23 protein-coding genes are annotated in these 23472 nt (G+C 59.3%); 18 read left to right on the forward strand and 5 right to left on the reverse strand.

Annotated elements, in window-relative coordinates; all coding sequences use genetic code 11:
- The first annotated feature begins 106 nt into the window (after positions 1-106).
- The 14 genes from gatC to AC5S27_RS24500 all read left to right on the forward strand — a co-directional run bounded on the left by gatC (position 107) and on the right by AC5S27_RS24500 (position 14641).
- Positions 107-442 carry an Asp-tRNA(Asn)/Glu-tRNA(Gln) amidotransferase subunit GatC gene (gene gatC, locus AC5S27_RS24435; protein WP_493937173.1) on the forward strand — a complete coding sequence of 112 codons (336 nt, stop codon included), beginning with the start codon at positions 107-109 and terminating at the stop codon, positions 440-442.
- A 72-nt stretch (positions 443-514) separates the two neighbouring features.
- Complete coding sequence (gene gatA / locus AC5S27_RS24440) at positions 515-1984, forward strand: Asp-tRNA(Asn)/Glu-tRNA(Gln) amidotransferase subunit GatA (RefSeq protein WP_493937174.1); 1470 nt, start codon at positions 515-517, stop codon at positions 1982-1984.
- Between the two features lie 350 nt (positions 1985-2334).
- A complete protein-coding gene (locus AC5S27_RS24445) occupies positions 2335-3114 on the forward strand; it encodes a hypothetical protein (protein WP_493937175.1) in 780 nt (259 codons plus the stop codon).
- Positions 3115-3216: 102 nt separating this feature from the next.
- Complete coding sequence (locus AC5S27_RS24450; protein WP_493937176.1) at positions 3217-5292, forward strand: family 43 glycosylhydrolase; 2076 nt, start codon at positions 3217-3219, stop codon at positions 5290-5292.
- A gap of 25 nt (positions 5293-5317) precedes the next feature.
- Positions 5318-6460 carry a hypothetical protein gene (locus AC5S27_RS24455; RefSeq protein WP_493937177.1) on the forward strand — a complete coding sequence of 381 codons (1143 nt, stop codon included), beginning with the start codon at positions 5318-5320 and terminating at the stop codon, positions 6458-6460.
- A gap of 27 nt (positions 6461-6487) precedes the next feature.
- On the forward strand, positions 6488-7132 hold the full coding sequence (locus AC5S27_RS24460) for an FmdE family protein (RefSeq protein ID WP_493937178.1): 645 nt from the start codon (positions 6488-6490) through the stop codon (positions 7130-7132).
- Between the two features lie 398 nt (positions 7133-7530).
- A complete protein-coding gene (yajC, locus tag AC5S27_RS24465; RefSeq protein ID WP_493937179.1) occupies positions 7531-7845 on the forward strand; it encodes a preprotein translocase subunit YajC in 315 nt (104 codons plus the stop codon).
- A 49-nt stretch (positions 7846-7894) separates the two neighbouring features.
- Complete coding sequence (gene secD / locus AC5S27_RS24470) at positions 7895-9517, forward strand: protein translocase subunit SecD (RefSeq protein WP_493937180.1); 1623 nt, start codon at positions 7895-7897, stop codon at positions 9515-9517.
- A gap of 85 nt (positions 9518-9602) precedes the next feature.
- Positions 9603-10565 carry a protein translocase subunit SecF gene (gene secF / locus AC5S27_RS24475; RefSeq protein ID WP_493937181.1) on the forward strand — a complete coding sequence of 321 codons (963 nt, stop codon included), beginning with the start codon at positions 9603-9605 and terminating at the stop codon, positions 10563-10565.
- A gap of 241 nt (positions 10566-10806) precedes the next feature.
- On the forward strand, positions 10807-11535 hold the full coding sequence (locus AC5S27_RS24480) for an energy transducer TonB (RefSeq protein ID WP_493937182.1): 729 nt from the start codon (positions 10807-10809) through the stop codon (positions 11533-11535).
- A gap of 154 nt (positions 11536-11689) precedes the next feature.
- Positions 11690-12430, forward strand: a complete 741-nt coding sequence (locus tag AC5S27_RS24485; protein WP_493937183.1) for a MotA/TolQ/ExbB proton channel family protein — start codon at positions 11690-11692, stop codon at positions 12428-12430.
- Between the two features lie 191 nt (positions 12431-12621).
- Positions 12622-13065: an ExbD/TolR family protein gene (locus tag AC5S27_RS24490; RefSeq protein WP_493937184.1), complete on the forward strand. Its 444-nt coding sequence runs from the start codon at positions 12622-12624 to the stop codon at positions 13063-13065.
- Between the two features lie 91 nt (positions 13066-13156).
- Entirely contained in the window at positions 13157-13588 is a 432-nt protein-coding gene (locus AC5S27_RS24495; RefSeq protein ID WP_493937185.1) for an ExbD/TolR family protein, read from the forward strand.
- A 216-nt stretch (positions 13589-13804) separates the two neighbouring features.
- Positions 13805-14641: a tetratricopeptide repeat protein gene (locus AC5S27_RS24500; RefSeq protein ID WP_493937186.1), complete on the forward strand. Its 837-nt coding sequence runs from the start codon at positions 13805-13807 to the stop codon at positions 14639-14641.
- Between the two features lie 303 nt (positions 14642-14944).
- On the opposite strand, the gene AC5S27_RS24505 is transcribed toward AC5S27_RS24500, so the two are convergent.
- The 4 genes from AC5S27_RS24505 to AC5S27_RS24520 all read right to left on the reverse strand — a co-directional run bounded on the left by AC5S27_RS24505 (position 14945) and on the right by AC5S27_RS24520 (position 17846).
- A complete protein-coding gene (locus AC5S27_RS24505; protein ID WP_493937187.1) occupies positions 14945-16021 on the reverse strand; it encodes a SurA N-terminal domain-containing protein in 1077 nt (358 codons plus the stop codon).
- Between the two features lie 116 nt (positions 16022-16137).
- Positions 16138-17004 (reverse strand): DsbA family protein, encoded by an 867-nt coding sequence (locus AC5S27_RS24510; RefSeq protein ID WP_493937188.1) that lies wholly within the window; start codon positions 17002-17004, stop codon positions 16138-16140.
- Between the two features lie 170 nt (positions 17005-17174).
- A complete protein-coding gene (locus tag AC5S27_RS24515) occupies positions 17175-17567 on the reverse strand; it encodes a type II toxin-antitoxin system VapC family toxin (protein ID WP_493937189.1) in 393 nt (130 codons plus the stop codon).
- Positions 17568-17579: 12 nt separating this feature from the next.
- Positions 17580-17846 (reverse strand): type II toxin-antitoxin system Phd/YefM family antitoxin, encoded by a 267-nt coding sequence (locus AC5S27_RS24520; protein ID WP_493937190.1) that lies wholly within the window; start codon positions 17844-17846, stop codon positions 17580-17582.
- A 150-nt stretch (positions 17847-17996) separates the two neighbouring features.
- Here AC5S27_RS24520 and AC5S27_RS24525 point away from each other — a divergent pair, with 150 nt between their 5' ends.
- Positions 17997-20129 (forward strand): S9 family peptidase, encoded by a 2133-nt coding sequence (locus AC5S27_RS24525; RefSeq protein ID WP_493937191.1) that lies wholly within the window; start codon positions 17997-17999, stop codon positions 20127-20129.
- A gap of 7 nt (positions 20130-20136) precedes the next feature.
- Here AC5S27_RS24525 and AC5S27_RS24530 read toward each other — a convergent pair whose 3' ends face one another.
- Positions 20137-20781: a flavin reductase family protein gene (locus AC5S27_RS24530; RefSeq protein WP_493937192.1), complete on the reverse strand. Its 645-nt coding sequence runs from the start codon at positions 20779-20781 to the stop codon at positions 20137-20139.
- 103 nt (positions 20782-20884) lie between these two features.
- On the opposite strand from AC5S27_RS24530, the gene lipA reads away from it, so the two are divergent.
- From lipA to AC5S27_RS24545, 3 genes are read left to right on the forward strand one after another with little or no spacing between them, the layout of a single operon-like run.
- Positions 20885-21790 carry a lipoyl synthase gene (lipA, locus tag AC5S27_RS24535; protein ID WP_493937193.1) on the forward strand — a complete coding sequence of 302 codons (906 nt, stop codon included), beginning with the start codon at positions 20885-20887 and terminating at the stop codon, positions 21788-21790.
- Positions 21791-21801: 11 nt separating this feature from the next.
- Positions 21802-22584 carry a hypothetical protein gene (locus AC5S27_RS24540; RefSeq protein ID WP_493937194.1) on the forward strand — a complete coding sequence of 261 codons (783 nt, stop codon included), beginning with the start codon at positions 21802-21804 and terminating at the stop codon, positions 22582-22584.
- Positions 22574-23356 (forward strand): tetratricopeptide repeat protein, encoded by a 783-nt coding sequence (locus AC5S27_RS24545; protein ID WP_493937195.1) that lies wholly within the window; start codon positions 22574-22576, stop codon positions 23354-23356. The genes AC5S27_RS24540 and AC5S27_RS24545 overlap by 11 nt, the downstream gene beginning before the upstream one ends.
- The last annotated feature ends 116 nt before the right edge of the window (positions 23357-23472 follow it).

A 23472-nucleotide genomic window follows, 5' to 3' on the forward strand; every position in this document is an offset into this window, starting at 1 on the left:
GGGAAGAGACCTGTGGCGTCCCTGCGGCGGAACGATAGGGCTTGGCGCGCATGGCGGCTATACTTGAGTTTTGTTGCGGTGCTGCTGCGCCGGGTGGGATTTGTGTATGAGCGTGCAGGTAACTTTGGAACAAGTGGAGCGGGTGGCGGATCTGGCGAACCTGGATCTGGAGACGGATGAGAAGCCCCGGATGCAGCGGGATTTGAATGCCATTCTGGACTATGTCGCCCAGTTGAATGAGCTGGATACGAGCGCGGTGGAGCCGATGGCGCAGGTGGCGGATTTGCTGGCTGGTTTGCCGGGTACCGTCGCGGATTCGGGCCATGGCGAGGCGCTGCGCGTGGATGTGTTGCGACCATCGCTGGACCGGGCTGCAGTGATGAAAGAGGCGCCGGAGACGGATGGGGCGTTTTTTAAGACGCCGAAGGTAATTGAAAGATAGGGAACAGGGAATAGGGAACAGGGAATAGCAAACAGAGAACAGAGAGCAGCAAACAGAGAGCAGCAGAGGCTTATGACTGGGACTTTGGTTACTACGGAAAATCGGGTTGAGAAGCCGGCTACGATTGCTGCGCTGCGCGCGGGGATTGTCTCCGGGGCGGTGACGGCTACGGAGTTGGCGGAGCAGTATTATGCGCGGATTGAGGCGCATAATCCGCTGCTGAATGTTTACCTTTCGCTGACGAAGGAGCGGGCGCTGGAGCAGGCTGCGGCGGTGGATGCTGCTGCGGCGAAGGGTGACGAGTTGGGCGCGCTGGCGGGGATTCCTGTTGGTGTGAAGGATGTGCTGGTGATGCGCGGGGCTCCGGCTACGGCTGGGTCGGCGATTTTGAAGGGCTATGAGCCTCCGTATGACGCTACTGCGGTGACTCGCCTGGAGAGTGCTGGGGCGGTTCTGTTGGGCAAGATCAATTGCGATGAGTTTGCGATGGGCTCGTCGAATGAGAACTCGGCGTATGGGCCGGTGCGGAATCCTGTGGACACGGACCGGGTGCCGGGTGGGTCGAGCGGTGGTTCGGCGGCGGCGGTGGCGGCGAACCTGGCTGTGGCTACGCTGGGGACGGATACGGGCGGTTCGATCCGGCAACCGGCTAGTTTCTGCGGCGTGGTGGGTGTGCTGCCTACGTACGGGCGGGTTTCGCGGTATGGGCTGATTGCGTTTGCTTCTTCGCTGGACCGGGTGGGGCCGTTTGCGGGCAATGTGCGCGACGCGGCCGAGGTGCTTGGGGTGCTGGCGGGGTTTGATGAGCGGGATGCTACGAGTTCGCGGCAGCCGGTTGGCAAGTATATCGGCGAGACGGAGAAGGATGTTCGCGGGCAGCGGATTGGAATTCCTGAGGAGTACTTTGCGGACGGCCTGGATCCTGAAGTAGGGGCGGCTGTCGAGAACGGTATCGCTTCGCTGGAGGCTGCTGGTGCGGTGATCAAGCGGATCAGTTTGAAGCACACGAAATACGCCGTCCCGGTGTATTACCTGGTGGCTACGGCTGAGGCTAGTGCGAATCTGGCGCGGTTTGATGGGGTGCGCTATGGGCATCGTTCGGCGCAGGCTACGAATCTTGCTTCGATGTACAAGCTGTCGCGCGAAGAGGGGTTTGGGCCTGAGGTGAAGCGGCGGATTCTGCTGGGGACGTATGCGCTGAGCGCGGGGTATTACGACGCGTATTACAAGAAGGCGCAGCAGGTTCGGCGGATTCTGGCTGAGGAGTTCTTGACGGCATTTGAAGGCGTGGATGCGATTGTTACGCCTACGGCTCCTACGGCTGCTTTCAAATTAGGGGAAAAGACGGATGATCCGCTGGCGATGTATCTGGCCGATATCTATACCGTCACAGCGAGTCTGGCTGGGATCTGCGGGGTGACTGTGCCTTGCGGGGCTACTTCGGCGGGTCTGCCGGTGGGAATGCAGGTGCTTGGGCCGCACTTTGGCGAGGGCATGGCGTTCCGGGTGGCGCGGGCGGTTGAGGCTGCTCAGATGGCTTAGATTGGGGAGTCCCACCCTAGCCACAAGAACAAAGACGTGGCGAGGGTGGGGCACCCGCATTTGTAGCTTTCGGAAGAGCAGAAGCAGATTTCCTTCGGGAATGACAAACAAGAAAAGCAACGGCAAATGTAAGAGCAACCGCGGGTGGTTCGACTCCGCTTCTGCACCCCAGCGACGAAGACCTGTCGCTGGGCGCCCTGGCCCGCTTCGTTCAGGATGACATTAATTTCTTCTAATCTTATCTCTCATAAATAGTTGGTAACTCAGCGCCCGAAGCGAGTAACATCAGTGCGCATATGCACCTTTCCAATCGAGTTAGTTTTCTGCCGGCTTTGCTGGTGGCGGGAGCTATGCCTGCTGCCTTGTTGATGGCTGCTGCGCCGCCTAAGAAGCCGCACATTGTGGTGCTGGGGGCGGTGCGGCAGGTGCCTTATTCGAAGGCGGGTGATCCGGCTGGGGCTGGCCTTGATGAGACGAAGCTGGCAACGCGGCCTTTGCTGGTGGACGGCAAAGTGAGCGAGTGGACTACGGGCGAGATGCATCCGGTGACGGAGCGTAGCTTTGTGGTGCGGCGGGCGGTGAAGATCAACGATGCGCTGCCTGGGGATGGCGCTCTTAGGGATGCAAAGCTTCAAGATAGGAAGGCTTCCGACGCGAAAGCTTCGGATGGGAAGGTGGCGAACGCAGGAACACCCGGCACGAAGGCAGCCGAAGTGAGAGGTGTAGGCGCGGTGCATTGGGTTTGGCAGCGTGGGCCTTGGCTGCTGGTCGATCGGGTGACGGGGCATGCAACGGTGTTGAAGCTGCCGGATTATGATCCGGCGGTGAGCCAGGTGGCCTGGTTTCGTGACTATGCGGCGTACTGTGGGGTGACGCCTTCGGGGAAGAGTCTGTATGCGATTGTGGCGCAGCTTGGGGTGCGCAAGCGGGTGCTTTCTCGAAAGCTGGCTGGCTACGATGCGGAGGACCGGGAGTTGCCTGCGTGCGGGCTGCCGGAGTGGCAGCGGGAGCCGCTGGGGATTGCGTTTCACGTCGATGGGCGGAAGACGGTGACCTACGACCTTTCCGGAGGGGCGGCGGCGCTGACGGAAGATGGGGATGCTGAGCCGGAGAAGACTCCAGAGCCCTAGAGCGGCAATGGATTACGTTCTGTGAGCTGGTTCGAGAAAACGTAATCTTGAGCGGTATGATGGGCCTTTGTGGCGCTCTTCCACGCGCTGCATGGAGAGATTATGCTGTCCTGCCGATTGGGCCTTGCCGGTTGTGGTCTCGCTGCTTTGATGATTGCTTGTTCCGCGGCTGCGCAGGGCGGGAAGAATGCCGGTCTGCATACAGAGACCCTATCCGTCCAAACCTGGACGCCGGATAACGGCAATGGGACGTTTACCAATCCGCTGTTCTATGACGAGTTTTCCGATCCGGACATGACTCGGGTGGGGGAGTGGTTTTATCTGACCGGGACGACCATGCATGCGATGCCGGGGCTGCCCATTCTTCGGTCGAAGGATCTGGTGAACTGGGAGTTTGTGGCCTATGCGCTGGACAAGCTCGATCTGGGTCCGGCCTACCGGCTGGAGGATGGGAAGTCGATCTATGGGCAGGGGATCTGGGCGCCTAGTTTTCGTTTTCATGACGGGAGGTTTTACATCTTCTCGAATGTGAATGGGCAGACGACGCAGCTGTTTACGGCGACCGATCTGAAGGGGCCTTGGACGCGGACGCCGATGAAGCGGAGCTTTCACGATCTTTCGGTGCTGTTCGATGACGATGGGAAGGTTTACGTGGTTTGGGGGCACCAGACGATGCACGTGGCTCAGCTGAATGGTGAGCTGACGGACATTGTCGAGGGGACGGAGAAGGAGATTTTCACGAAAGATGCGGGCATGGGCGAGGGCGCGCATTTCTACAAGATCGACGGGAAGTACTACATTCTGAGCGCGAACTATGCGGGTGGGTTTCGCATGCCGGCAGCGCGGGCTGACAGCGTGTATGGGCCGTACGAGGTGAACCGGGCGATCAGCAAGGACGAGGATTTTGGCATGGCAGCAAGTGTGCGGTTGAACGACTTTCGGCCTCCGTTCAAGTTCACGCCGCCGACTGCTGCTGCGGACCACATGGACTCGATGCACCAGGGTGGGATTGTGCTGACGCCGGAGGGCGAGTGGTGGGGCTTTTCGATGATGGACTTCAACTCGGTGGGGCGGCTGCTGAATCTTTCTCCGGTGACGTGGAAGGATGGGTGGCCGTACTTCGGGTTGCCGGGGAATCTGACTCGTTCGCCGCGCACTTGGGTGAAGCCGAAGACGAAGGAGCCGCAGCGGGTTTCGGCGCCATATGAACGGAGCGATGATTTTTCCGGGGCGGCGCTGAAGCCGGTCTGGCAGTGGAATCATGTGCCGGTGGATGGGAAGTGGTCGCTTTCGGAGCGGCCGGGGTTTCTTCGGCTGCATGCGCTGCCGGCGAAGTCGTTCTGGCAGGCGCGGAACAGTCTGACGCAGCGGGCGATTGGGCCGGTGTCGACGCCGACGGTGGTGTTGGATGCTTCGCATTTGAAGGCGGGGGATGTCGCCGGGCTGGGCCTGCTCAACTTGCCGTATGCGACATTGGGGGTTCAGAGGAGCGGGGATGGGTTTGAGGTTGTTTTCTACGATCAGAGGTCGGACAAGACTGTGCGTGCCGTATCAGCGGGGAGCCGGGTTTGGCTGCGGGCGGAGTGCGACTTTCTTACGGAGAGGGCGCGGTTCAGCTATTCGGTGGATGGGGTGAGGTTTCAGCCGATTGGGGATGCGGTGCAGATGGTGTTTCAACTGCGGACTTTCCAGGGGGTGCGGTATGCGCTGTTCAACTACGCAGCCGGAGACGCTGAGGGTGGGTATGCCGACTTCGACAGCGTGGATATTGCGCAGCCGCATCCGCATGGGCTGATGAGGCCGATTCCGTATGGGAAGGCGGTGACGCTGACTGGGTTTCATGCTGCAGCGGGGCTGAGTGTGGCTGGCGGAAAGCTGGTTGCGGGTGCGCCGGTGCGGTTCAGGGTTGTGGATATGGGGCTGGGCCGAGTCGCGCTGAGGGTTGGGCGCGGGTTTGTTACGGTGGGCGAGGATGCTGGGGTTAGCCTGCAATCTGGCAAGCCAGGCGGAGCGCAGAGTTTTCAGTGGATTGAGACGCCCACGGGCGAGCTGGTGCTGATGTCGCTAGTGACGAACCGGTTTCTGGTGATCGATCCGAAAACCGGGGTGGTTCGGGCGGATTGCCCTGGGCCGATTCCGGACGGAAGTGATGGGGCGCGCTTTGTCTGGGCGCTGTGAGTTAAGTTATGTTTCGGGGGATCTGATGAAGCGATGGATTGCAGTGCTGGCAGTTGGAGTGGCGTGCGCGTCGGCGGTTGCACGGGCGCAGGCGGTGGATACGACGGTGTGCGAGGTGCTGGCGCATCCGGAGACGTTTGACGGGAAGATGGTGCGCATCAAGGGCACGGTGATTGCCGGATTCGATGAGTTTGCTATTAAGGACGCGAGCTGCAAGCAGTCGGTGAATGCGATCTGGCTGGATTATCCGGAGGGCTCGAAGGCCAAGGCTGGTCCGGTGGCGGTCGTGGAACTGGCGCTGGCGCAGAACAGCCCTGGGCAGGTGAGCACGTTGGCTCGCAAAGCTTTGCAGCCGCTGGATAAGAGCAAGGATAAGGACTTTAAGCAGTTCGACTCGCTGCTTTCGGCTCCCTACAAGGGACCTGGCCGGTGCCTGGGTTGCGTGAAGTCGACGGTGACGGCGACTTTGACTGGGCGGCTGGATGGCGTGGCTCAGGTGAGCATCGAGCACGATGCAAAGGGGATGGTGACGGCGGTGCGTGGGTTTGGCAATCTGAATCACTACAAGGCGCGGCTGGTGCTTACCGGTGTGGCGGATGTGGTGGCGAAGGAGATCGATTATTCGCAGGCAAACAAGCTGCCGAAGGCTGATCCGGACGGCAAGGCTGGCGACCCGGTAGCTGCGGCGCATGAGGCGGCTAAGGTGTTTCCGGCGGGAAGTTCGGTGGGAGCGGAGATTGAGCGGGCTGCCGCTGCCTATGGCGCGCCGGGCGAGGACAATGGCGTGATGCTTGGCTTTGGCACGGCGAACGAGGTTCGTAAGGATGAGGGACAGAAGGCTGCCGGAAATTCTCCTGATGGTGCGAAGTACTTTGTCACGCTGGATATGGACCGGTTGAAGGGCAAGGGGGTGAGCGAGGCGATTGCCCATACCGGCACCCACATTGCCGATATGCGCGCGGGGAAAGCTGAAAATGGGCTGTTTTCGCTGGAAGACAATGCCTGGCAGGTGACCGTCTATAGTGCGGCTGCGAACCGGGAGAAGACGCTCACGCTGCCCGGCGGCACGATTGCCTGGGACGTGACCTGGACGCAGGAAGAGCAGCCCGGCCGGGTCACTTCCGCGGTCGCTGCTTATTTGGTGGACTGGGCTGGAGTGCCGCAATAGGCGCTGGGTTTGGCGGAAGGGTGGACGATGGAGTCGTTTGAGGAGCTTTTGGGGCGGGCTGAGGTGGCGCATGGGCATCTGTGCGCTGGGCAGATTCTTGGGGTGCGGATGGCGCTTTTGGCTTGTGCGCGGCTGGGAGTCGCTGAGCCGCGCGGGGCGGACCGGAAGAAGCTGGCTTGTTTTGTGGAGATTGACCGCTGCGCTACGGATGCGATCGGGCTGGTAACGGGCTGCCGGCTGGGGAAGCGGACACTGAAGTTTCGCGACTGGGGCAAGATGGCGGCTACGTTCAAGAATCTGGAGACTGGGAAGGCGCTGCGAATTGTGGCGCTGGAGAACTCGCGGGAGCTGGCGCGGCAGCGGTATCCGGAGATTGAAAACAAGAGCTTGCAGCAGATGAAGGCATACCGGGACCTCACGGATGACGAGCTTTTCCGGGAGCAGTGGGTGGAGGTGGATGTGCCTCCGGGGGAGTTGCCGGGGTTCAAGGGGGAGCGGGTCAGTTGCGCCGAGTGCGGTGAGGGCGTGAACTTTGGGAGGTTTGTGGAGCGGGATGGTCGGAGGCTCTGTTTGAGTTGTGCTGATCCGGGGGTGAGGTACTGGAGGGAACAGGGAACAGGGAATAGGGAACAGGGATTAGGGATTAGAAAACAGGGTGTGGGCCGGAGATGATCCGCTGGGAAAGTGGGGCAAAATTGCGGATTCGTTGGGGTGTTTGGTTGTTTGGCGCGGGGGTTTGCTAGACTGGTTGCGATGCTCCGGGTGTGGGAAAGTCGCAGGAATTGTGTTGGCGGACCGGAAACGGGGCGTTTTTTGGGATTTTGGGTTTCGAAATTGGTGTCGAACAGGAAGTAGAAGGTGGGCAGGTTGTGGCGGAGATTTCGATCGCGCTGCGACTGGTTTGCTGTGAAAGCCAGGGACGGCGAAGGCAGTTTTCGCGCCCACTCCCGGCTGCCATTCCCGGAGACAAAAACTTACGTTGCGCGCCTGCCCTGCGGGGCTGATTGTGCTGCAAGTTCAGGCGAGAACGCCTGGGCAGATGAAGGACTTGTGTGTTGAGTGGATTTGCGATGTTCGTGGTAGCAGGCCCGGCGGGCGGATTTCTGGGCGGTTCTGGTTTTTCGCTGCTGTTGCCGGTGTTGATGATCGGCGTGGTGTATCTGATGATGATCCGCCCGCAGCAGAAGAAGCAGAAGCAGTGGCAGCAGATGTTGTCGGAGTTGAAGACGGGCGACCGGATCACGACGACGGGCGGCATACGGGGCACGATCATCAGTTTGAAGGATGATTCGATGGTTCTTCGCGTGGCGCCGGATGGAATCAAGATTGAGGTTGTAAAGGGCTCGATTGCCTCGGTAACAACCCAGGAAGAAGGAAGCAAGTAGCTGCGGGCGCGGGCCTCTGGCCTGCCCGGTGCGTACTGACCATATACCCATGAAGAAGAACTTGAAGGGCAAGATTGCAGTTATCGTAGGCGTCCTGTTGGTTTGCCTGTACGGCATCTTTGGCATTCCCAAGGGACTTTCCGGAGCGGCCATTCTGGCTGCGCTCACAGAGCGAATTCACCTGGGCCTTGATCTTCGCGGCGGCGCTCACCTGATTCTTCAGGTGGTGGTCAACGACGCGGTCAATGCGGAGACCGACAACACGGTCGCGCGTATTCAGCAGGATCTGCCGGTGGCGAAGGTCACCTTTGGCTCTGTGCTGAAGCCGAACCCGGCGACTCCGGAGACGATCCAGATTCTGGGTACTGATCCGGCCAAGACGAGCGATGTTCGCAATGCGCTCGAGGACCGGTTTGGGACCGAGTACGACATTTCGCACGGGTCTGATAACTCATGGTCCCTGACCATGAAGCCGACGGTGCTGGCGGACCTGAAGAAGAAGACGGTTACGCAGACGATCGACACGATCCAGGATCGCGTGAACTCGCTTGGCGTGAGCGAGCCGGTGATTGCTCCTTATGGCCTGGGCGAGAACGAGATTCTTGTCGAGCTGCCGGGTGTGGATGATCCGGATCGCGTGCGCGGGATCATTCAGTCGACTTCGCGGCTTGAAGTGCATGAGGTTGCGGGCAATGCCGGCGGCTATGCCACTGAGCAGGAAGCGCTGCAGAGCCTGGGCGGAGCGGTGCCTGCGGACGAGGTTCTACTGCATGGCGACGTACAGGACCGGACTTCGGATGGCTCGGATCATGTCTATCTGCTGAAGCGGGTTTCGATTGTGGGCGGTAAGGATTTCCGCGATGCAAGCGCGATCGCGAACAACGATTCAGGCAAGCAGGGCGTGAACTTTGTGCTGACCAATGCTGGCGGAGAGCGCTTCTATGCGTACACTTCGACGCACATCGGCAGCTACATGGCGATTGTGCTGGGCGACCGGGTGAAGAACGTGGCTGTGATCAACGGCGCGATTCGCGACCAGGGACAGATTGAAGGGCAGTTCAGCAAGGAGCAGATCGATGCGCTCTCGTTCACGCTGCGCACGGGCGCGTTGCCGGCGAGCCTGATTGAGAAGGAAGTACGTACAGTTGGGCCTTCGCTGGGTGCCGACTCGATCAAACAGGGCGTTGTGGCTGCTGTGGCCGGCATGCTGGCTGTGATGGTCTTCATGCTGATCTACTATCGCGGGTCGGGCATCAACGCTGACCTGGCGCTGTTCCTGAACCTTGTGATCCTGCTGGGATTCATGGGCTTCAGCCATGCGACGCTGACGCTGCCGGGCATAGCGGGTGTCATCCTCACCATCGGTATGGGTGTCGACTCGAACGTGCTGATCTTTGAGCGTATCCGGGAAGAGATTCGTGCGGGTAAGGGGCCGGCGCAGGCGGTGGATCAGGGCTTTGCCCACGCGTGGGTCACGATTGTTGATACGCACGTAACGACGATTGTTTCCGCGGCGATTCTGTTCCTCTTCGGTACTGGGCCGGTGAAGGGATTCGCAGTTACGCTGACCTTTGGTCTGCTCGCGAACTTGTTTACTGCGGTGTTCGTGTCACGGGTGATCTTTGATTCGCATGTGAATCATAAGCTTGCAGGACAGAAGCTTTCGATTTAGTCAGTTAGCCGGTTGGCGAGTTAGCAAGTTAGCGGATTTGTTTGCCGAGCGCGGCTTTTAAGGAATCCGGGAAGGTATAAGAACTGTGGAACTCTTTCGCAATGTAAATGTGGATTGGCTGGGGAAGAAGTGGTATTTCCTTGGCTTTTCGTTAATCTTCAGCGTGGCCGGTTTGATCTCGATGGGCCTGCATCTGGCGCATACGGGCAGCATTGTGCCGCTGGGTGTGGACTTCCGCGGTGGTACGCAGGTGCAAGTGCAGTTTGCGAACACTCCGGACGTGAATGACGTTCGCAAGGCGACGGAAGCTGCGGGCATCAAGGACGCGCATATCGTCACCTACGACAAGCCGGAGAACCGTGAACTGCTGATCAGCCTGCCTGAACAGGCGGACAACATCACAGTGGACGCCGGACGCAAGCAGATTGTGGATGCGCTGCAGGCCCGCTATGCTGGCGCTTTCACGGTGCGCAACGTGCAGGCTGTAGGCCCGACTGTCGGTAAGCAGCTGGAGAAGCAGGCAGGCCTGGCGACGCTCTACTCGCTGATTGGCATGCTGGTGTACCTGTGGTTCCGCTTCGAGCTGATCTATGGCGTGGCGGCGGTCGTAGCGGTCTTCCATGACACTCTGATCACGATTGGGTTCTTCGCTTTGACGAATCAGGAGATCAGCCTCACGGTGATCGCGGCTATTCTGACGCTGGTCGGCTACTCGATGAACGATACGATTGTGGTCTTCGATCGTATCCGTGAGAACCTGCGTCTATCTCGTCGCGAAGGATTGACCGAGGTGGTCAATCGCAGCATTAACCAGACGCTGAGCAGAACTGTGCTGACTTCCGGGCTGACGTTCCTTACAGTCTTGGCATTGTTTATTTTCGGCGGCGAGGTGCTGCATGGCTTCTCGTTTGCGCTGGTGGTGGGCATCCTGATCGGTACGTACTCATCGATCGCTGTGGCGGCTCCGATGCTGGTCGCGTACCAGGACTGGCGCGCCAGCAAGGGCAAGGCTGCGGTGCTTCCAGCAGCTAAGCGGGTCAAGTCGTAGTTTGGGTTGGAAAAGCGGGCCGTAGCGCGCGACGCTACACGACGGGCGGGAGTTTGCATTGACAATCCCGCCCGAAATGCACTGAATTTGCAACATGTTTTGCAGGTGTTGCCTTGTTCTGATATAGGTTGGATCACACTTCTGGAGGCCCAATTCGGGCCTTCTAAAACTCCGGGAACATATTTTCCAGCACCGGTGTCTAAAGTGAAGAGAAATCAACGCCAGCAATTCGAGGTGTGGCATGTTTGAAGATTCAACATTCGAATCCAGCAGCCGGATCAAGAGCAAGACAAGTCGGTGGATGTTTTTCACCTTTGCGCTTTGCTCTGCGGTTCTGTTCGTCATGGTCCTGATTCCGCTGCTGATGCCGGATGCTCTACCCGCTGGAGCAATGAGCACGCTGCTTGTGGCGCCGCCGCCGCCGCCACCGCCGCCACCGCCGCCGCCACCAGAGGTACACGTGCAACAGGTCGTGCAGAAGGTGACCATCGTTAACCCGATGCAGGCACCTACCAAGATTCCGCACAAGATTGACCTTACGCCAGAAGAAAAGCCGCAGCAGATTGCCAGCATGGATATGGGCCAGGGTGTAGTTGGCGGCACGGGCGTTCCGGGCGGCGTCCCGGGAGGCTTTGGCGCAGCGCCGTCTCCGGTGGTCAAGGCTGCTCCTGAAAAGCCGAAGAAGGTGAACATCTCTTCGGGCGTCGCCACTGGTCTACTGGTGCAGCGCGTACAGCCGATTTATCCTCCGATTGCCAAGGCGGCTCGCGTCTCCGGCACGGTGGTCCTACAGGCAACCATTTCCAAGACAGGTTCAATCGAAAACCTGAGAGTCGTAAGCGGCAACGCGATGTTGCAGCAAGCGGCAGTAGAAGCGGTGAGGAACTGGAAGTACAAGCCCTACCTGCTGAATGGTGATCCGGTCGAGGTTGACACGACCGTAAACGTTGTTTTCAATTTGGGTGGTTGATGCACATCTTGGGTGATTTCCTTTGGGCCCGGTGAGGGTCTAAGAGAATCACCTACGCAATGGCTTGAATGTGCACCGACAACGGACGCATTCCCCCTCGGCAGCAGGTCTTCTGCTCAAAAAAAGAACGCATCCCCTTAGGAGGAACGATTCAGTGATTCTCGCTCACTTTGCACACTTCGCTTCGCACCCCGTGTCCCTTGCCATGTTTCAGGCCGCTGACGAGCCGGTAGATTTCAGCCTTATCGGTCTCTGGAACCACATGGGCTATTTCGCCAAGGGTATTGCGATCATCCTCTTCATCATGTCCATCTGGTCTTTGGCTGTGATGATCGACCGCTTCCTGTACTTCCGCGCAGCACGTAACCAGTCCCGCGAATTTGCTCCTAAGGTTGCCGGCGCGCTGAAGGACAGCAAGCTTGAAGAAGCCATCAAGATTGCCGATCGCAGCAAGAAGTCGCATCTTGCCGAAGTTGTCACTGCCGGTCTGCAGGAATTCCGCAGCACCCAGGGCGTGGTCAACGACGAGAACATCGAGAGCTCCAAGCGCGCCCTTGAGCGGGCTGAAGCGATCGTTCACGCCAAGCTGAAGCGCGGCCTGGGCGTTCTCGCCACCATCGGCTCCACGGCACCATTCGTCGGCCTGCTCGGCACGGTTATGGGCATCCTGAACGCCTTCCAACAGATCGCTACCTCGAAGTCTTCGGGTATCGGCGCGGTGGCAGGCGGTATTTCGGAAGCTCTGGTTACGACCGCGTTCGGTCTGATCGTCGCTATCCCGGCCGTTATGTGCTTCAACTACTTCAGTGGCCGTGTTGAGGCCTTTGACGTAGAGATGGACAACTCCTCGAGCGAGCTCGTGGACTACTTCATCAAGCAGAGCCACAAGCGCTAAAGCGCCGGCGGTCACTGCCCCGGATGCAAGTCAGATGAGCGAGATCTGAATCTCAGATGGAACGGTTGGGGAGCACACGCTCCTCAACCGTTCCATCTGAGCAGGAATCGGTCGGCTGATCTGCAACAAGGCAATCCGCAGAATGGTCTACTCAACGGATTCATGCGAATCTACAGGCGCGGAGCTTATACATGGCAATCTCAGTACGTAACGAAGGCGCAAAGGTAAATTCCAACATCAACGTGACCCCGATGGTCGACGTGATGCTGGTACTGCTGATCATTTTCATGGTCATCACCCCGATGCTCCAGAACAAGGTCAATGTCGATCTGGCGAAGACGGACAATCCTTTGCCGATGCCGGATGCCGACAAGGAAGACGCGATTGTCGTCGCTGTTACCCGCGACGGAAAGATTTATCTTGGTCAGGATCCCGTGGCGGGCGACCAGCTTGGTGCACGCGTTCGCGAGAAGCTGGGCGATGACTCCAAGAAGAAGGAAATTTATGTTCGTGCCGACGCTCGGGCTCGCTTCCTGGACGTAGAAAACGCCATTGACGACGTTCGCACCGCGGGCATCGACTCTGTGGGTCTTCTCACCGAAAAGAAGTCCGGACCCAGCGCACCTGGGGAATAAGATTCGGCTTGGCTCAGCGTTAGGCTGAGCCTGCTCGAAAGCTTGCGGATTACCTGACCATCACGAGCAAACAAATTCAGGAGTAGACGACATGGCAATGGGTGGCAACGGACCTGGAGGCATTTCCTCCGACATCAACGTAACTCCCCTGATCGACGTACTGCTGGTGCTGCTGATCATTTTCATGGTCATCGTGCCGGTAACGCCGAAGGGTCTCGACGCAATGGTTCCCCAGCCGCCGAAGACTCCTCAGCCTCCATCGGATGACCAGCACACGATCGTGGTTTCCGTGCTGAAGGCTGGTACGCAGACGGCGTACAAGATCAATGAAGATAACGTGGCTCACGGCGATCTTCTGGCGCGCCTCACGTCGATTTACGCAGTCCGCGCGGAAAAAATCATGTTCATCAAGGGCGATGACGATGTGAATTTCTCCCAGGTTGCAGATGTGATCGATATCGGTCACGCAGCCGGTGTGGATCACGTTGGTCTGATGACGCCGAAGATCCAGGCAGGACAATAGATTTCGTGCCCCGGTCATCCGGGGCATGGGCTATGCTTCTCCTACGCAGTTTCTCTCGAACGCTCTGGCTGCATCATACGAGCGAAAACCAAGTACCATGACTCATTCAGTACCAAGGCTTTCTTAGCTGGATGGGGTCTCTCCCGCCGCATCCAACCGCGCGGAGACACCAGGCGCGATTATCCTGGCGACGACTCGAAGGAGAAGGATACGAATATGAATCGAATCGCACGTCTGCCGGTGCTTGCGGCTCTCTCTGCCGCTCTGCTGGTTTCCCTCACCGGCTGCAGTCAGCTCAAAGCCCGTATGGAGCTCAACAAGGGAGTCGCGGCATTCAAAGCGGGTAAGCCTGAGCAGGCGATTACTCACTTCCAGAACGCCACCAACCTCGATCCCAAGCTGGCCACGGCTAAGCAGTATCTGGCTACGGCGCTTTCGCAGAACGTGATTGCCGGCCTCGTCTCGCCGGATAACGTCAAGACAGCGAATCAGGCGATCTCGACCTTCCAGGAAGTGCTTCAGGAAAAGCCGGATGATCTGAACAGCTTGAAGGGTGTTGCGAGCCTTTACTACAACATCAATGAGTTCCAGAAGGCCAAGGAATGGCAGAAGAAGGTTCTCGCTGTCGATCCGAAGGATCCGGAAGCGGCCTACAGTGTGGGTGTTGTGGACTGGCGCCTGGCGCATGACAACATCGTCAAGATGCTGCCCGCCGGTACCCAGGATGATGGTTCGGGCAATGCCAAAGTACTGGTGAAGGGTCTCTGCTCCGACGTCCAGGCCAAGAATGGTCCGCTGGTTGAAGAGGGCTTGAAGTATCTGAACCAGGCCATCGAGAATCGTCCCAGCTACGACGAAGCCATGGCTTACCTGAACCTCATGTACCGTCGTAAAGCCGACGTCGACTGCGGCAACGAGCCTGCTCGCAAGGAAGATGTGGCCAAGAGTTCTGAATGGCTCGACAAGGCCATGGGTACGCGCAAGGCCAACGAAGCCAAGAAGGACAAGACCCCAGGCGGCATCGTCATGGACTCTAACGGCAACATGAAGTAATGCAGTCGCGGCAAGACCTGAAGCAACAAACAAAGCCTCCCAGTCGGGAGGCTTTGTTGTTGCTGGCTGGGAGCTGAAGTCAAAGGACAAAACGGCGCGCTGGAGCGGCGACTTAAGGTTAGCAGAAGTGTAATCGCGTACCTACCATGCGCAGTCGGTGTCCGCCAATGCGTAATCACCATGCAACGTTGCGCAATCCGCGTCGCAGGGTGCGCAATCGGCGTAGCACGAAGTGCAACGCAACTTGCCTAACCCCTGAACGGTTTGCCAGTGGACTGCCTAACTGTTCTGAGGGTCGCAGGGCTAGCGGGCGCCGTCTTTCAGGATCTGCTCGGCATAGTAGTTGTGGACCTTGGCTTCGTCATAGAGGACTTCAGAGTACGCATTCTGCAGCAGCTGCGCGTGGTTGTTCCGCAGCAGTTGCCGGATGCCCTGCTGGACGCGCGGGTCGCTCATCTCGCGCTGACCGGCCGGCCGCTTCTCGAACAGCAGATAGATCGCATAGCCAACAACCTTGCGCCCTGGGCCTTCCCCTCGTGTGATGGGAAGCGTCTCCGTGTACTGCCCAGCCTTGAGCTTCTCAATGGCGTTGAAAACCTCAGGTTCCGTGCGGAGCTGTGACTCGTAAATTAACCCGAGGTCTCCGCCGCTTGGACTGGTGGTGGGGTCTTCGGAGAAACGGGCGGCTACGGATGGAAAGTCCTCGCCACTGTCGAGCCGGTTGCGCAACATCTGAATCTTCTTCTTCGCATCGGCGTCATTGGCAGCCTTGTTGTTCTGGAGGTTGCTGACCTGTTTGGAAGGTTCATTGGTAACGACGATGTGGTAGAGGTGATACTGCGGCTCGATCTGATTGAACTCGCTTTTGTGGGCCGCGTAGTAGCTGCTGATTTCGCCGTCAGTGATATTGACCTTGGACTCAATCTCTTTATTAATGAGCTTGTTGCGAGTCAGGCTGCGGCGGAGATCACGCCGGAGGTCTTCCAGGGAGAGATTCTTTTCCTTGAGCTGCCGTGCAAACTCTTCCTGCGTGGAGAGCGCCTTCATTTCCGTGATCTTGGCGTCTACCTCTTCGTCGGTGGCGACCAGGTTGAGTTTGGCAGCGCGCTGCTGGAGAATTTCGTCTTCGATGAGCTGATGCAGCACGTTGAGGCGCTGGATCGCAGCCTCTTCCTTGGAAGGCGCCTGTGCGCTGTCGCCGAGGCTCTGCTTGTAGAGGCGATCGACGTCGGCCTGCATGATCTGCTTCCCGTTCACGGTGGCAAGGACATCGGGACCAGGAGCCGGATTGCAGCCGGTGATGGTCACGGCGAGCAGAGCTGAACCCAAGACCAACCTGGGGAACGTTCGGATTGCGGAGTAGCGACGAGCTGGGGACAACCTGTGATCTCCTGGCTGCTACTTAGACGCAACCTTGAACATTAAGGATAAACCCCGTGGATGCAGAGGGAAAACGGTCCTGCTCAATTTCGGTTGATTTCGACAAACCGATCAGGCTAGTGCCCCAGCGGGGGAACGGCGAGCGGCTTGGCCGGGTCGCCTGGCGGCGGAGGCGGCTCGACACCGGCCGCGCGCAAGGCGCGGTCAATGACTGCCCAGATCTGCGGCTCGGGGATGGCGCCGTTGATCTTTTCGCCATCGATGAACATGAATGGAGTGCCTTCGACACCGAGTGATTCGGCCTCCTGCATGGACGCGCGGACAGCGCCCTCATCCTGCTTCTTCAGGCAGGCATCGAGCTTCGGGGCGTCGAGAGAGAAGATTTTGCCTTGCTCCCGGGCGATCTTATCGAGCGTGTCGTAGCTCTTGGCGGTGTCGCGGTCGGGGCCGGTGACTTCCTGACCGTGGGCGTGGAGGTAGTCCACGTAACCCCAGTAGGCGCTGGAGTTCTGGTCAGCGAGGCAGTTGGAGTCAACTGCGGCGTGCAGTGCCCAGGGGTGGATCTCAGTGAGCGGGTCGTCCTTATAAATGAAGCGAACCTTGTCTTTGTAGCGCTCGAGGGTTGTGGGGAAGAGCTGCTGGTGCATGCGGGCGCAGTATGGACATTCAAGATCATCGAAGTTGATGACGGTGACTTTGGCTGCCGGGTTGCCGCGAACGGGGCGGTTGTCGATGGGGATGTTGCGGGCGGGATCGTTGACGAGGTCGAACTTCTCAAGGCGAGCGAGGGACTTGTTGTCGGTCGAGAGGAGGAACTCGGTCGAGGTGCTACGGGCGCCGCGGCCGATGCTGACCTGGAGGGTGTCGTAGCCGGGGATGTTGCTAGGCTTGCGGCTACCGAGCGTAACGGTGTAGTCGGGGGGAATACTGAACTTGGAGCGCACCATGACTTCGACGCTGCGGGCGAGGGCCGGGTCTTTCATGACGGAATCCTTTGCTGCATCCTGGGCCTTGCAGCCAACAGTTGCTGCCAGAAGCATTACGGCCGAGAGCCAAGCCAGACGGGTCGAGAAAAAACGCACGCTAAACCACCTTTCCTACTCCACTATTATCGCAGCCTTGCTGACAGAGAGAGCGGGAGCGGTGGGCTGAGTTACCAGAGGAGCTTGCAGGCGTTAGACGCGTGAATACGCCGGTCTGCCGTGATGAGTGTGAAATTCCGGTTGAGGGCAGTGGCTGCGATGATGCGGTCCATTGGGTCTTTCGGGAATGGGTCTGGGAGTTCTGAGGCAAGGAACGCAATGGAGGCTGAAATAGGAATGACCTCGTAATTCTGTTCCACGTCAGCCAGGAAGCTCTCGATGGATTCTCCGGCGAGAATCTTTCCTCGGTGGGCAAGGACAGCTATCTCCCAGAGGGTGATTGCAGCGACGGCAATCGACTCGCCCGCAAGTTTGGCAGCTTCAATTGTGGTTCGAGCGCGGGGAGAAAGTCTCTCGTGCTCGGACTCAAGCCAAATCAGAGCATGGGTGTCGAGCTGAATCATCTTGTCAGACCTTTACAAGTCGGCGAACTTCTCATCCAACATGCCTTCCCACTCTTCGTCGGAGTGTTGGGAGGTGACGATATCGTCAACGATTTGTAGCCTGCCACGCCAAGCGCCGAAGATTGGGCGAGACTCTCTTTCCAGTGCGGACTCGAGCGGCATGAGGCGTACCACGGGCTTGCCGCGCTTAGTGATCAGCACAGGCTTACCGCCTGCCTGGACTTCGTCCATGATGGCGAGGCATTTGGCTTTGAATTCGCCGGCTGGGATGGTGCGCATGCTCCCTCTCAATCTGACCATAGTCAGATGACCATGGTCAGATGATATCGCGGAGCGATTTTTCGTTTCCTGGAAGCGGTGCAAGTGACCGGAGAGTTCATCGTAAAAAGAGCCTCCCGGCAGCGGTGTGCCGAGTGGTAATCTCTGGCCATGAATACATCTGCTGCGACGCGTCTTCGCTGGGCCAAAGCTGTGCTCTTGCCGGCACTTCTGGCTTCTTCCTTCCTCTCGACCCTGGCTGTTTCGGCTCATGCTGCTACGCGCGATGAAGCCAAGGCTGCTGCCCCGGCTAAGAGGCCGATCTCGCTGGATGATCTGGCGAAGATTGCGCGAGTGAGCGGACAGGCGATTTCGCCGGATGGGGCGTGGGTGCTGTACTCGGTTTCGCGGGCCGATGTGAAGGAGGACAAGAATCACTCTGACCTCTGGATGCAGCACTGGGACGGCAGCGGAACGATGCAGGTGACGTTTGGCAAGGAGGGCGCTTCGCGGGCGGAGTTCAGCCCGGATGGGAAGTACATTTCTTTCCTGTCGTCGCGGCCGGGCAAGGCGAAGGGGACGCAGGTGTGGCTGCTGAACCGGCTGGGCGGCGAGGCGCAGCAGTTTACCGAGATCACGGGCAAGGACATTCAGGACTATGCGTGGTCGCCGGATTCGAAGCAGCTCTTGTTGAGCCTGCAGCCGAAATCTGAGCCGGATGCGGAGGAGGGTAAGCCGCCCGCGCCGCCGAAGCCTTTCGTGATCGACCGCTATCACTTCAAGCAGGATATTCAGGGGTATCTGCGGAACGATGAGCGGGATGAGCTTTATCTGTATGACATTGCGACGAAGAAGTTCGACAAGCTGACGACGGACAAGAATGTCGACGAAGGGGGCGCTACGTGGTCTCCCGATGGGCAGTGGATTGCGTTTGTGAGCAACCATGACGAGGACCCGGACCGGACGGATAACAGCGATGTGTTTGTGGTGGCGGCGAAGGCTGGATCGGCGGCTAAGAAGCTGACGAGCTGGCATGGGCCGGATGGCGGCAAGCTGGCGTGGTCGCCGGATTCGAAGAGCATTGCGTATACGCAGGGAGCTACGCCGGAACTTGGCGCGTACAGCCAGGCGAGGCCTGCGGTGGTGACGCTGGACGGGAAGGTGAGCTATCCGGCGGCGACGCTGGACCGCAGTGTGAGCCAGCCCTGCTGGTTGCCGGATGGGAAGCTGCTGTACCTCGTCAATGATGACCGGTCAGAGTATCCGGCTGAGGTTGAGTTGAACGGCGACGGGGCGAAGCGGCTGCTGGCGGAGGAGGGGACGACTTCTTCGCTGGCCTGCGATAAGGGCCGTGTGCTGGTGAGCCACCAGGACGATACGCATCTGGGAGAACTGTTTGCGCTGGAGGGGACGGGATTACGGCGGATTACCGGCGTGAACGACGCGCTGCTGGCCGAGCTGGAGCTGGTGCCAACGGAGGATTTCACTTCGAAGAGCTCGGACGGAACGGAAGTGCATGGGCTGCTGACCAAGCCGCTGGGGTACAAGGCTGGCGAGAAAGTACCGACGATTCTTTTCATTCATGGTGGACCGAACGGGCAGGATGGGCATAACTTTGCCTTCGAGCGGCAGTGGTTTGCGGCGCATGGGTATGCCGAGATCAATGTGAACTACCGGGGTAGCTCGGGGCGAGGGCAGGATTATGCCAAGGCAATCTTTGCCGACTGGGGCCATCTGGAGGTCGTCGACCTGCTGGGTGCTGTGGATGCGGTGGTGAAGATGGGCGTGGCGGATCCGGCGAAGCTGGGAATTGGCGGGTGGAGCTATGGCGGCATTCTGACCGACTACACGACTGCTTCGGATAACCGGTTCAAGGCGGCGATCTCGGGTGCGGGGTCAGCGGCGCCGTTGTCGTTCTACGGGGCGGACCAGTATGTGCTGCAGTATGACTTTGAGCTGGGAGTGCCGTGGAAGGCGCGGGACCTGTATTTGAAGCTGAGCTATCCGCTGCTGGAGGCGGACAAGCGCATGCACACGCCTACGCTTTACATGGGCGGCAGCAACGACTTCAATGTACCCATTATTGGCGGGGAGCAGATGTACCAGGCGCTGAAGGCGCTGAAGGTGCCGACGGAGCTGATTGTGTATCCGGGGCAGTTTCATGGATTCACGCGGCCGAGTTTCATCAAAGATCGCTACGAGCGCTGGCTGGCTTGGTATGACCATTACGTTGCGGGGAAGAACACACCTGCGAGTCCGGTTCCGCCTGCTGTTCCTGCGAAACCGCCTGAGGCGAGCCACTAAGGCCGCCTCACTTTGCTGGACTCTGGCTGCGCATCGATGCCATGAAGTTTGATTCGGCGAGGCGGGATGGGTGAACCTCCTGGCCGCGGCCGAAGAAGCGGCAGAAGCTCATGATGAGCGGTTGCCAGGCGACCGGATCGATGTGCGGCTTTGTTGTGTCGCCGGCGAGCAGATTTTCCTCCACGTGCACCTTTGTGATGTGAATTTCGAAGGCGTTGGCATTGACGTTGTTGCCGAAGGGATGGACTTCGTGGACGATGCCTTCCATCTGGACTGGGCATTCCAGGATGCACGGCGGTGCTACGGATTCTGACGGGATGGGGGTCAGCCCGGCATGCTCGAATTTGTGTGGCTCGTAGCGATAGCCCCAGCCTTGCTTCTTCTCCGGTACGGGGTCTTTGCCGGTGGTGAGGGCGAGGCGGTCGACTTGCGCGACCTGATGCTGTGATGGCAGATTGATGACGCATTTGCGGGTGCGGGTGAGGTTGGCGGAGGTCTGGCTTATCTGGCCGAGGCCCAGCATGCAGGTCCAGCCGAGCCACCAGGCGGAGGACATGGGAGCGATGTTGGGGGAGCCGTCGGGGTTGAGGGTGGTGATCAGTGCGACCGGTGTGCCGAAGTAGAGGATGGCGGGTTCGATGGTCCTGTGCATGGTTTTACGGTAAGCCGGACCGGTCTTGTGCCGCCTCCCGCAGCTTGCGCGTAATTCTGCATATGAAACAGGAATTCGGCGCTCCCGGTACAATGGAGGAGTGATGGACCTTATTCAAATCCTGCCGGCTGGACGGCCTCCTGAGCGCAAGCCGGAGTGGCTGAAGGCACGCGCCCCGGTAGGGGAGAATTACCACAACCTGAAGGCGCTGGCGCGTTCGCTGAATCTGCATACGGTCTGCGAGAGTGCGCATTGCCCCAATATCGGCGAGTGCTGGCAGCATAAGACGGCGACGTTCATGATGCTGGGCAACCTTTGCACGCGGCGGTGTGGGTTCTGCGCGGTGCCGAAGGGGCGTCCGGAGGCGATTGATTTTGATGAGCCGCGCCGGGTGGCTGAGGCTGTGGCGCTGCTGGGCTTGCAGCATGCGGTGATTACCAGCGTGAATCGGGATGACGATCTTATCGGCGGGGCCAAGGCCTTTGCCATGGTGATCGATGAGATTCGCAAGCAGGCGCCGGGCTGCCAGGTGGAAGTGCTGATTCCGGATTTTCAGGGCAAGGAAGAGCCGATCAAGATCGTGGTCGACGCCAAGCCTGAGGTGCTGAACCACAATACCGAGTCAGTGCCGCGGCTGTATCGCGTGGTGCGGTCGGGGGCGCGGTATGAGCGGACGCTGCGGCTGCTGGAGTATGCCAAGGAGCTGAATCCTGCTGGCATTACCAAGACTGGTGTGATGGTGGGGTTGGGTGAGGAAACCAGCGAACTGCTGGAGGTCTTCCGGGATCTGGCTGCGGTGAACTGCGACATTCTGACGATTGGGCAGTATCTGCGGCCCTCGAAGGATCACCTACCGATGGCGCGGATGTACACGCCGCAGGAGTTTGTGGACCTGAAGACCGAGGCGCTGAAGATTGGCTTCCGGCATGTGGAGAGTGGGCCGCTGGTGCGGTCGAGCTACCATGCGCATGAGCAGGCTGCTTCGACTGGGCTGCGGGTGCTGGCTTAGGCGGGACGCGTATGCCGGCTGAGATCGTTCTTGCGCAAAGTCCCGATGCTGCGAGCCTTCTGGAGAGGCGGGAACGGCTGGCTGCGGTTCGCACGGCTCTGGCTGAGCGCGAGGCCGACCTTGCCCAATACCGGGCGCAGTTGAAGGCATTCGAGAACTTATATTTTCGACAGGTTGGCGTGCTGTATGCCGAGCTGGATGAGATCGAGGCGCGGATTGCGGAGCGGGAGGTCGCGCTCTATGATTCCGATGCTGCGCGGCAGCGGGCGGAGGAGGCTCGACAGCGGGCGCGGGAGACGCATGATGCTGCGTTTGGCGAGGATGATGAGGTGGAGGAGTATGAGCCGCCGCCTAGTTTGAAGACGCTGTTTCGCGATGTGGCCAAGCGCATTCATCCGGACTTTGCTAGGGACGAGGCTGAGCGGAAGCACTTCACGCTGCTGATGGCGCGGGCGAATCAGGCTTACCGGCGTGGGGATTCGGAGACGCTGCAGCGGCTGCTGGATGATCAGCGCGAGGTTGCTGACTTGGTGGCAGGAGAGGAAACTGCTGCCGAGATTGGCCGCATTCAGCGTCAGATCCGGCATGCGGAGCGGGATATGGTTATCCTCGATGCGGAGCGGCGGATGCTGCTGGAAAGCGAGATCGGGCAGCTGCACTTGGACGCTGAGACGGCGGCTCTTGAGCACCGGGATTTTCTTGCCGAGCTTGCTGCCAGAGTTCGCGAACAGATTGCCGATGCGCGGTATCGCTTCGAGTTTGTGAACCGCCAAATGTTTGCTCATGGACGATAAGAAGACAGGGTTGCAGCATGTTCCCGCCGGTGGGTTGACGCTGCGGTCTACGCGAAGCAGTGCGATTGCCCGTGGGCGGCGCGATGCGGCCAGTGCGGCTTCGAACCCTGACTACCATGAGGCTGCGGCTGATTATAAGGCTGGTGATTTTACCCGGGCTGCGGCTGGCTTCCGGCGGGCGGCCGAGCAGGGGCATGCTGAGTCGCAATACCTTCTGAGTACGATGTTGGACGCGGGCCAAGGTGTGGCTCGGGATGATGGTGAGGCCGCTTACTGGGAGCGGAAGGCTGCGGAGCAGGGCCATGCTTATGCGCAGGCTAATGTGAGCTTTCGTGCTTATGCGGCGGGGGATTTTACTGAGGCGTTTGCATGGTGCCAGCGCGCTGCGCATAGCAAGTTGCCCTGGGCGCAATACAACGTGGGCCTGATGTATCGCAAGGGTGAGGGCGTGGCCCAGAGCGACGTTGAGGCGGCGAACTGGTATCGGCTGGCGGCTGAGCAGGGCTTTGCTGAGGCGCAGCAGAAGCTGGCTGATCTTTACTACCTTGGGCAGGGTGTCCCGGTGAGCTATGCGCAGGCTGCTGCTTGGTACCGGAAGGCAGCGGAGCAGGGGAATGCTGAGGCGCAGTTTCAGCTTGGTCACTTGTATGCTGTTGGGCGCGGGGTTGAGCAGGATTACGCGCTTTCGCGGCACTATATTCGTCAGGCGGCTGAGCAGGGCCACGGACAGGCGGTTCGTGAGTTGAAGCGGAGACAGTACCGCGATCCGTAATTCGGTGGCTCAGGAGTTCGCGATCCTTGGGTGAAAGCAGCATCCACGGTGGCGGGGTTTGTAGAATAGAATCTGGCAGTTGGGTTTTGATTGGTACGACGCGATACGACAAGATT

The organism is Acidicapsa borealis (assembly GCF_059115245.1).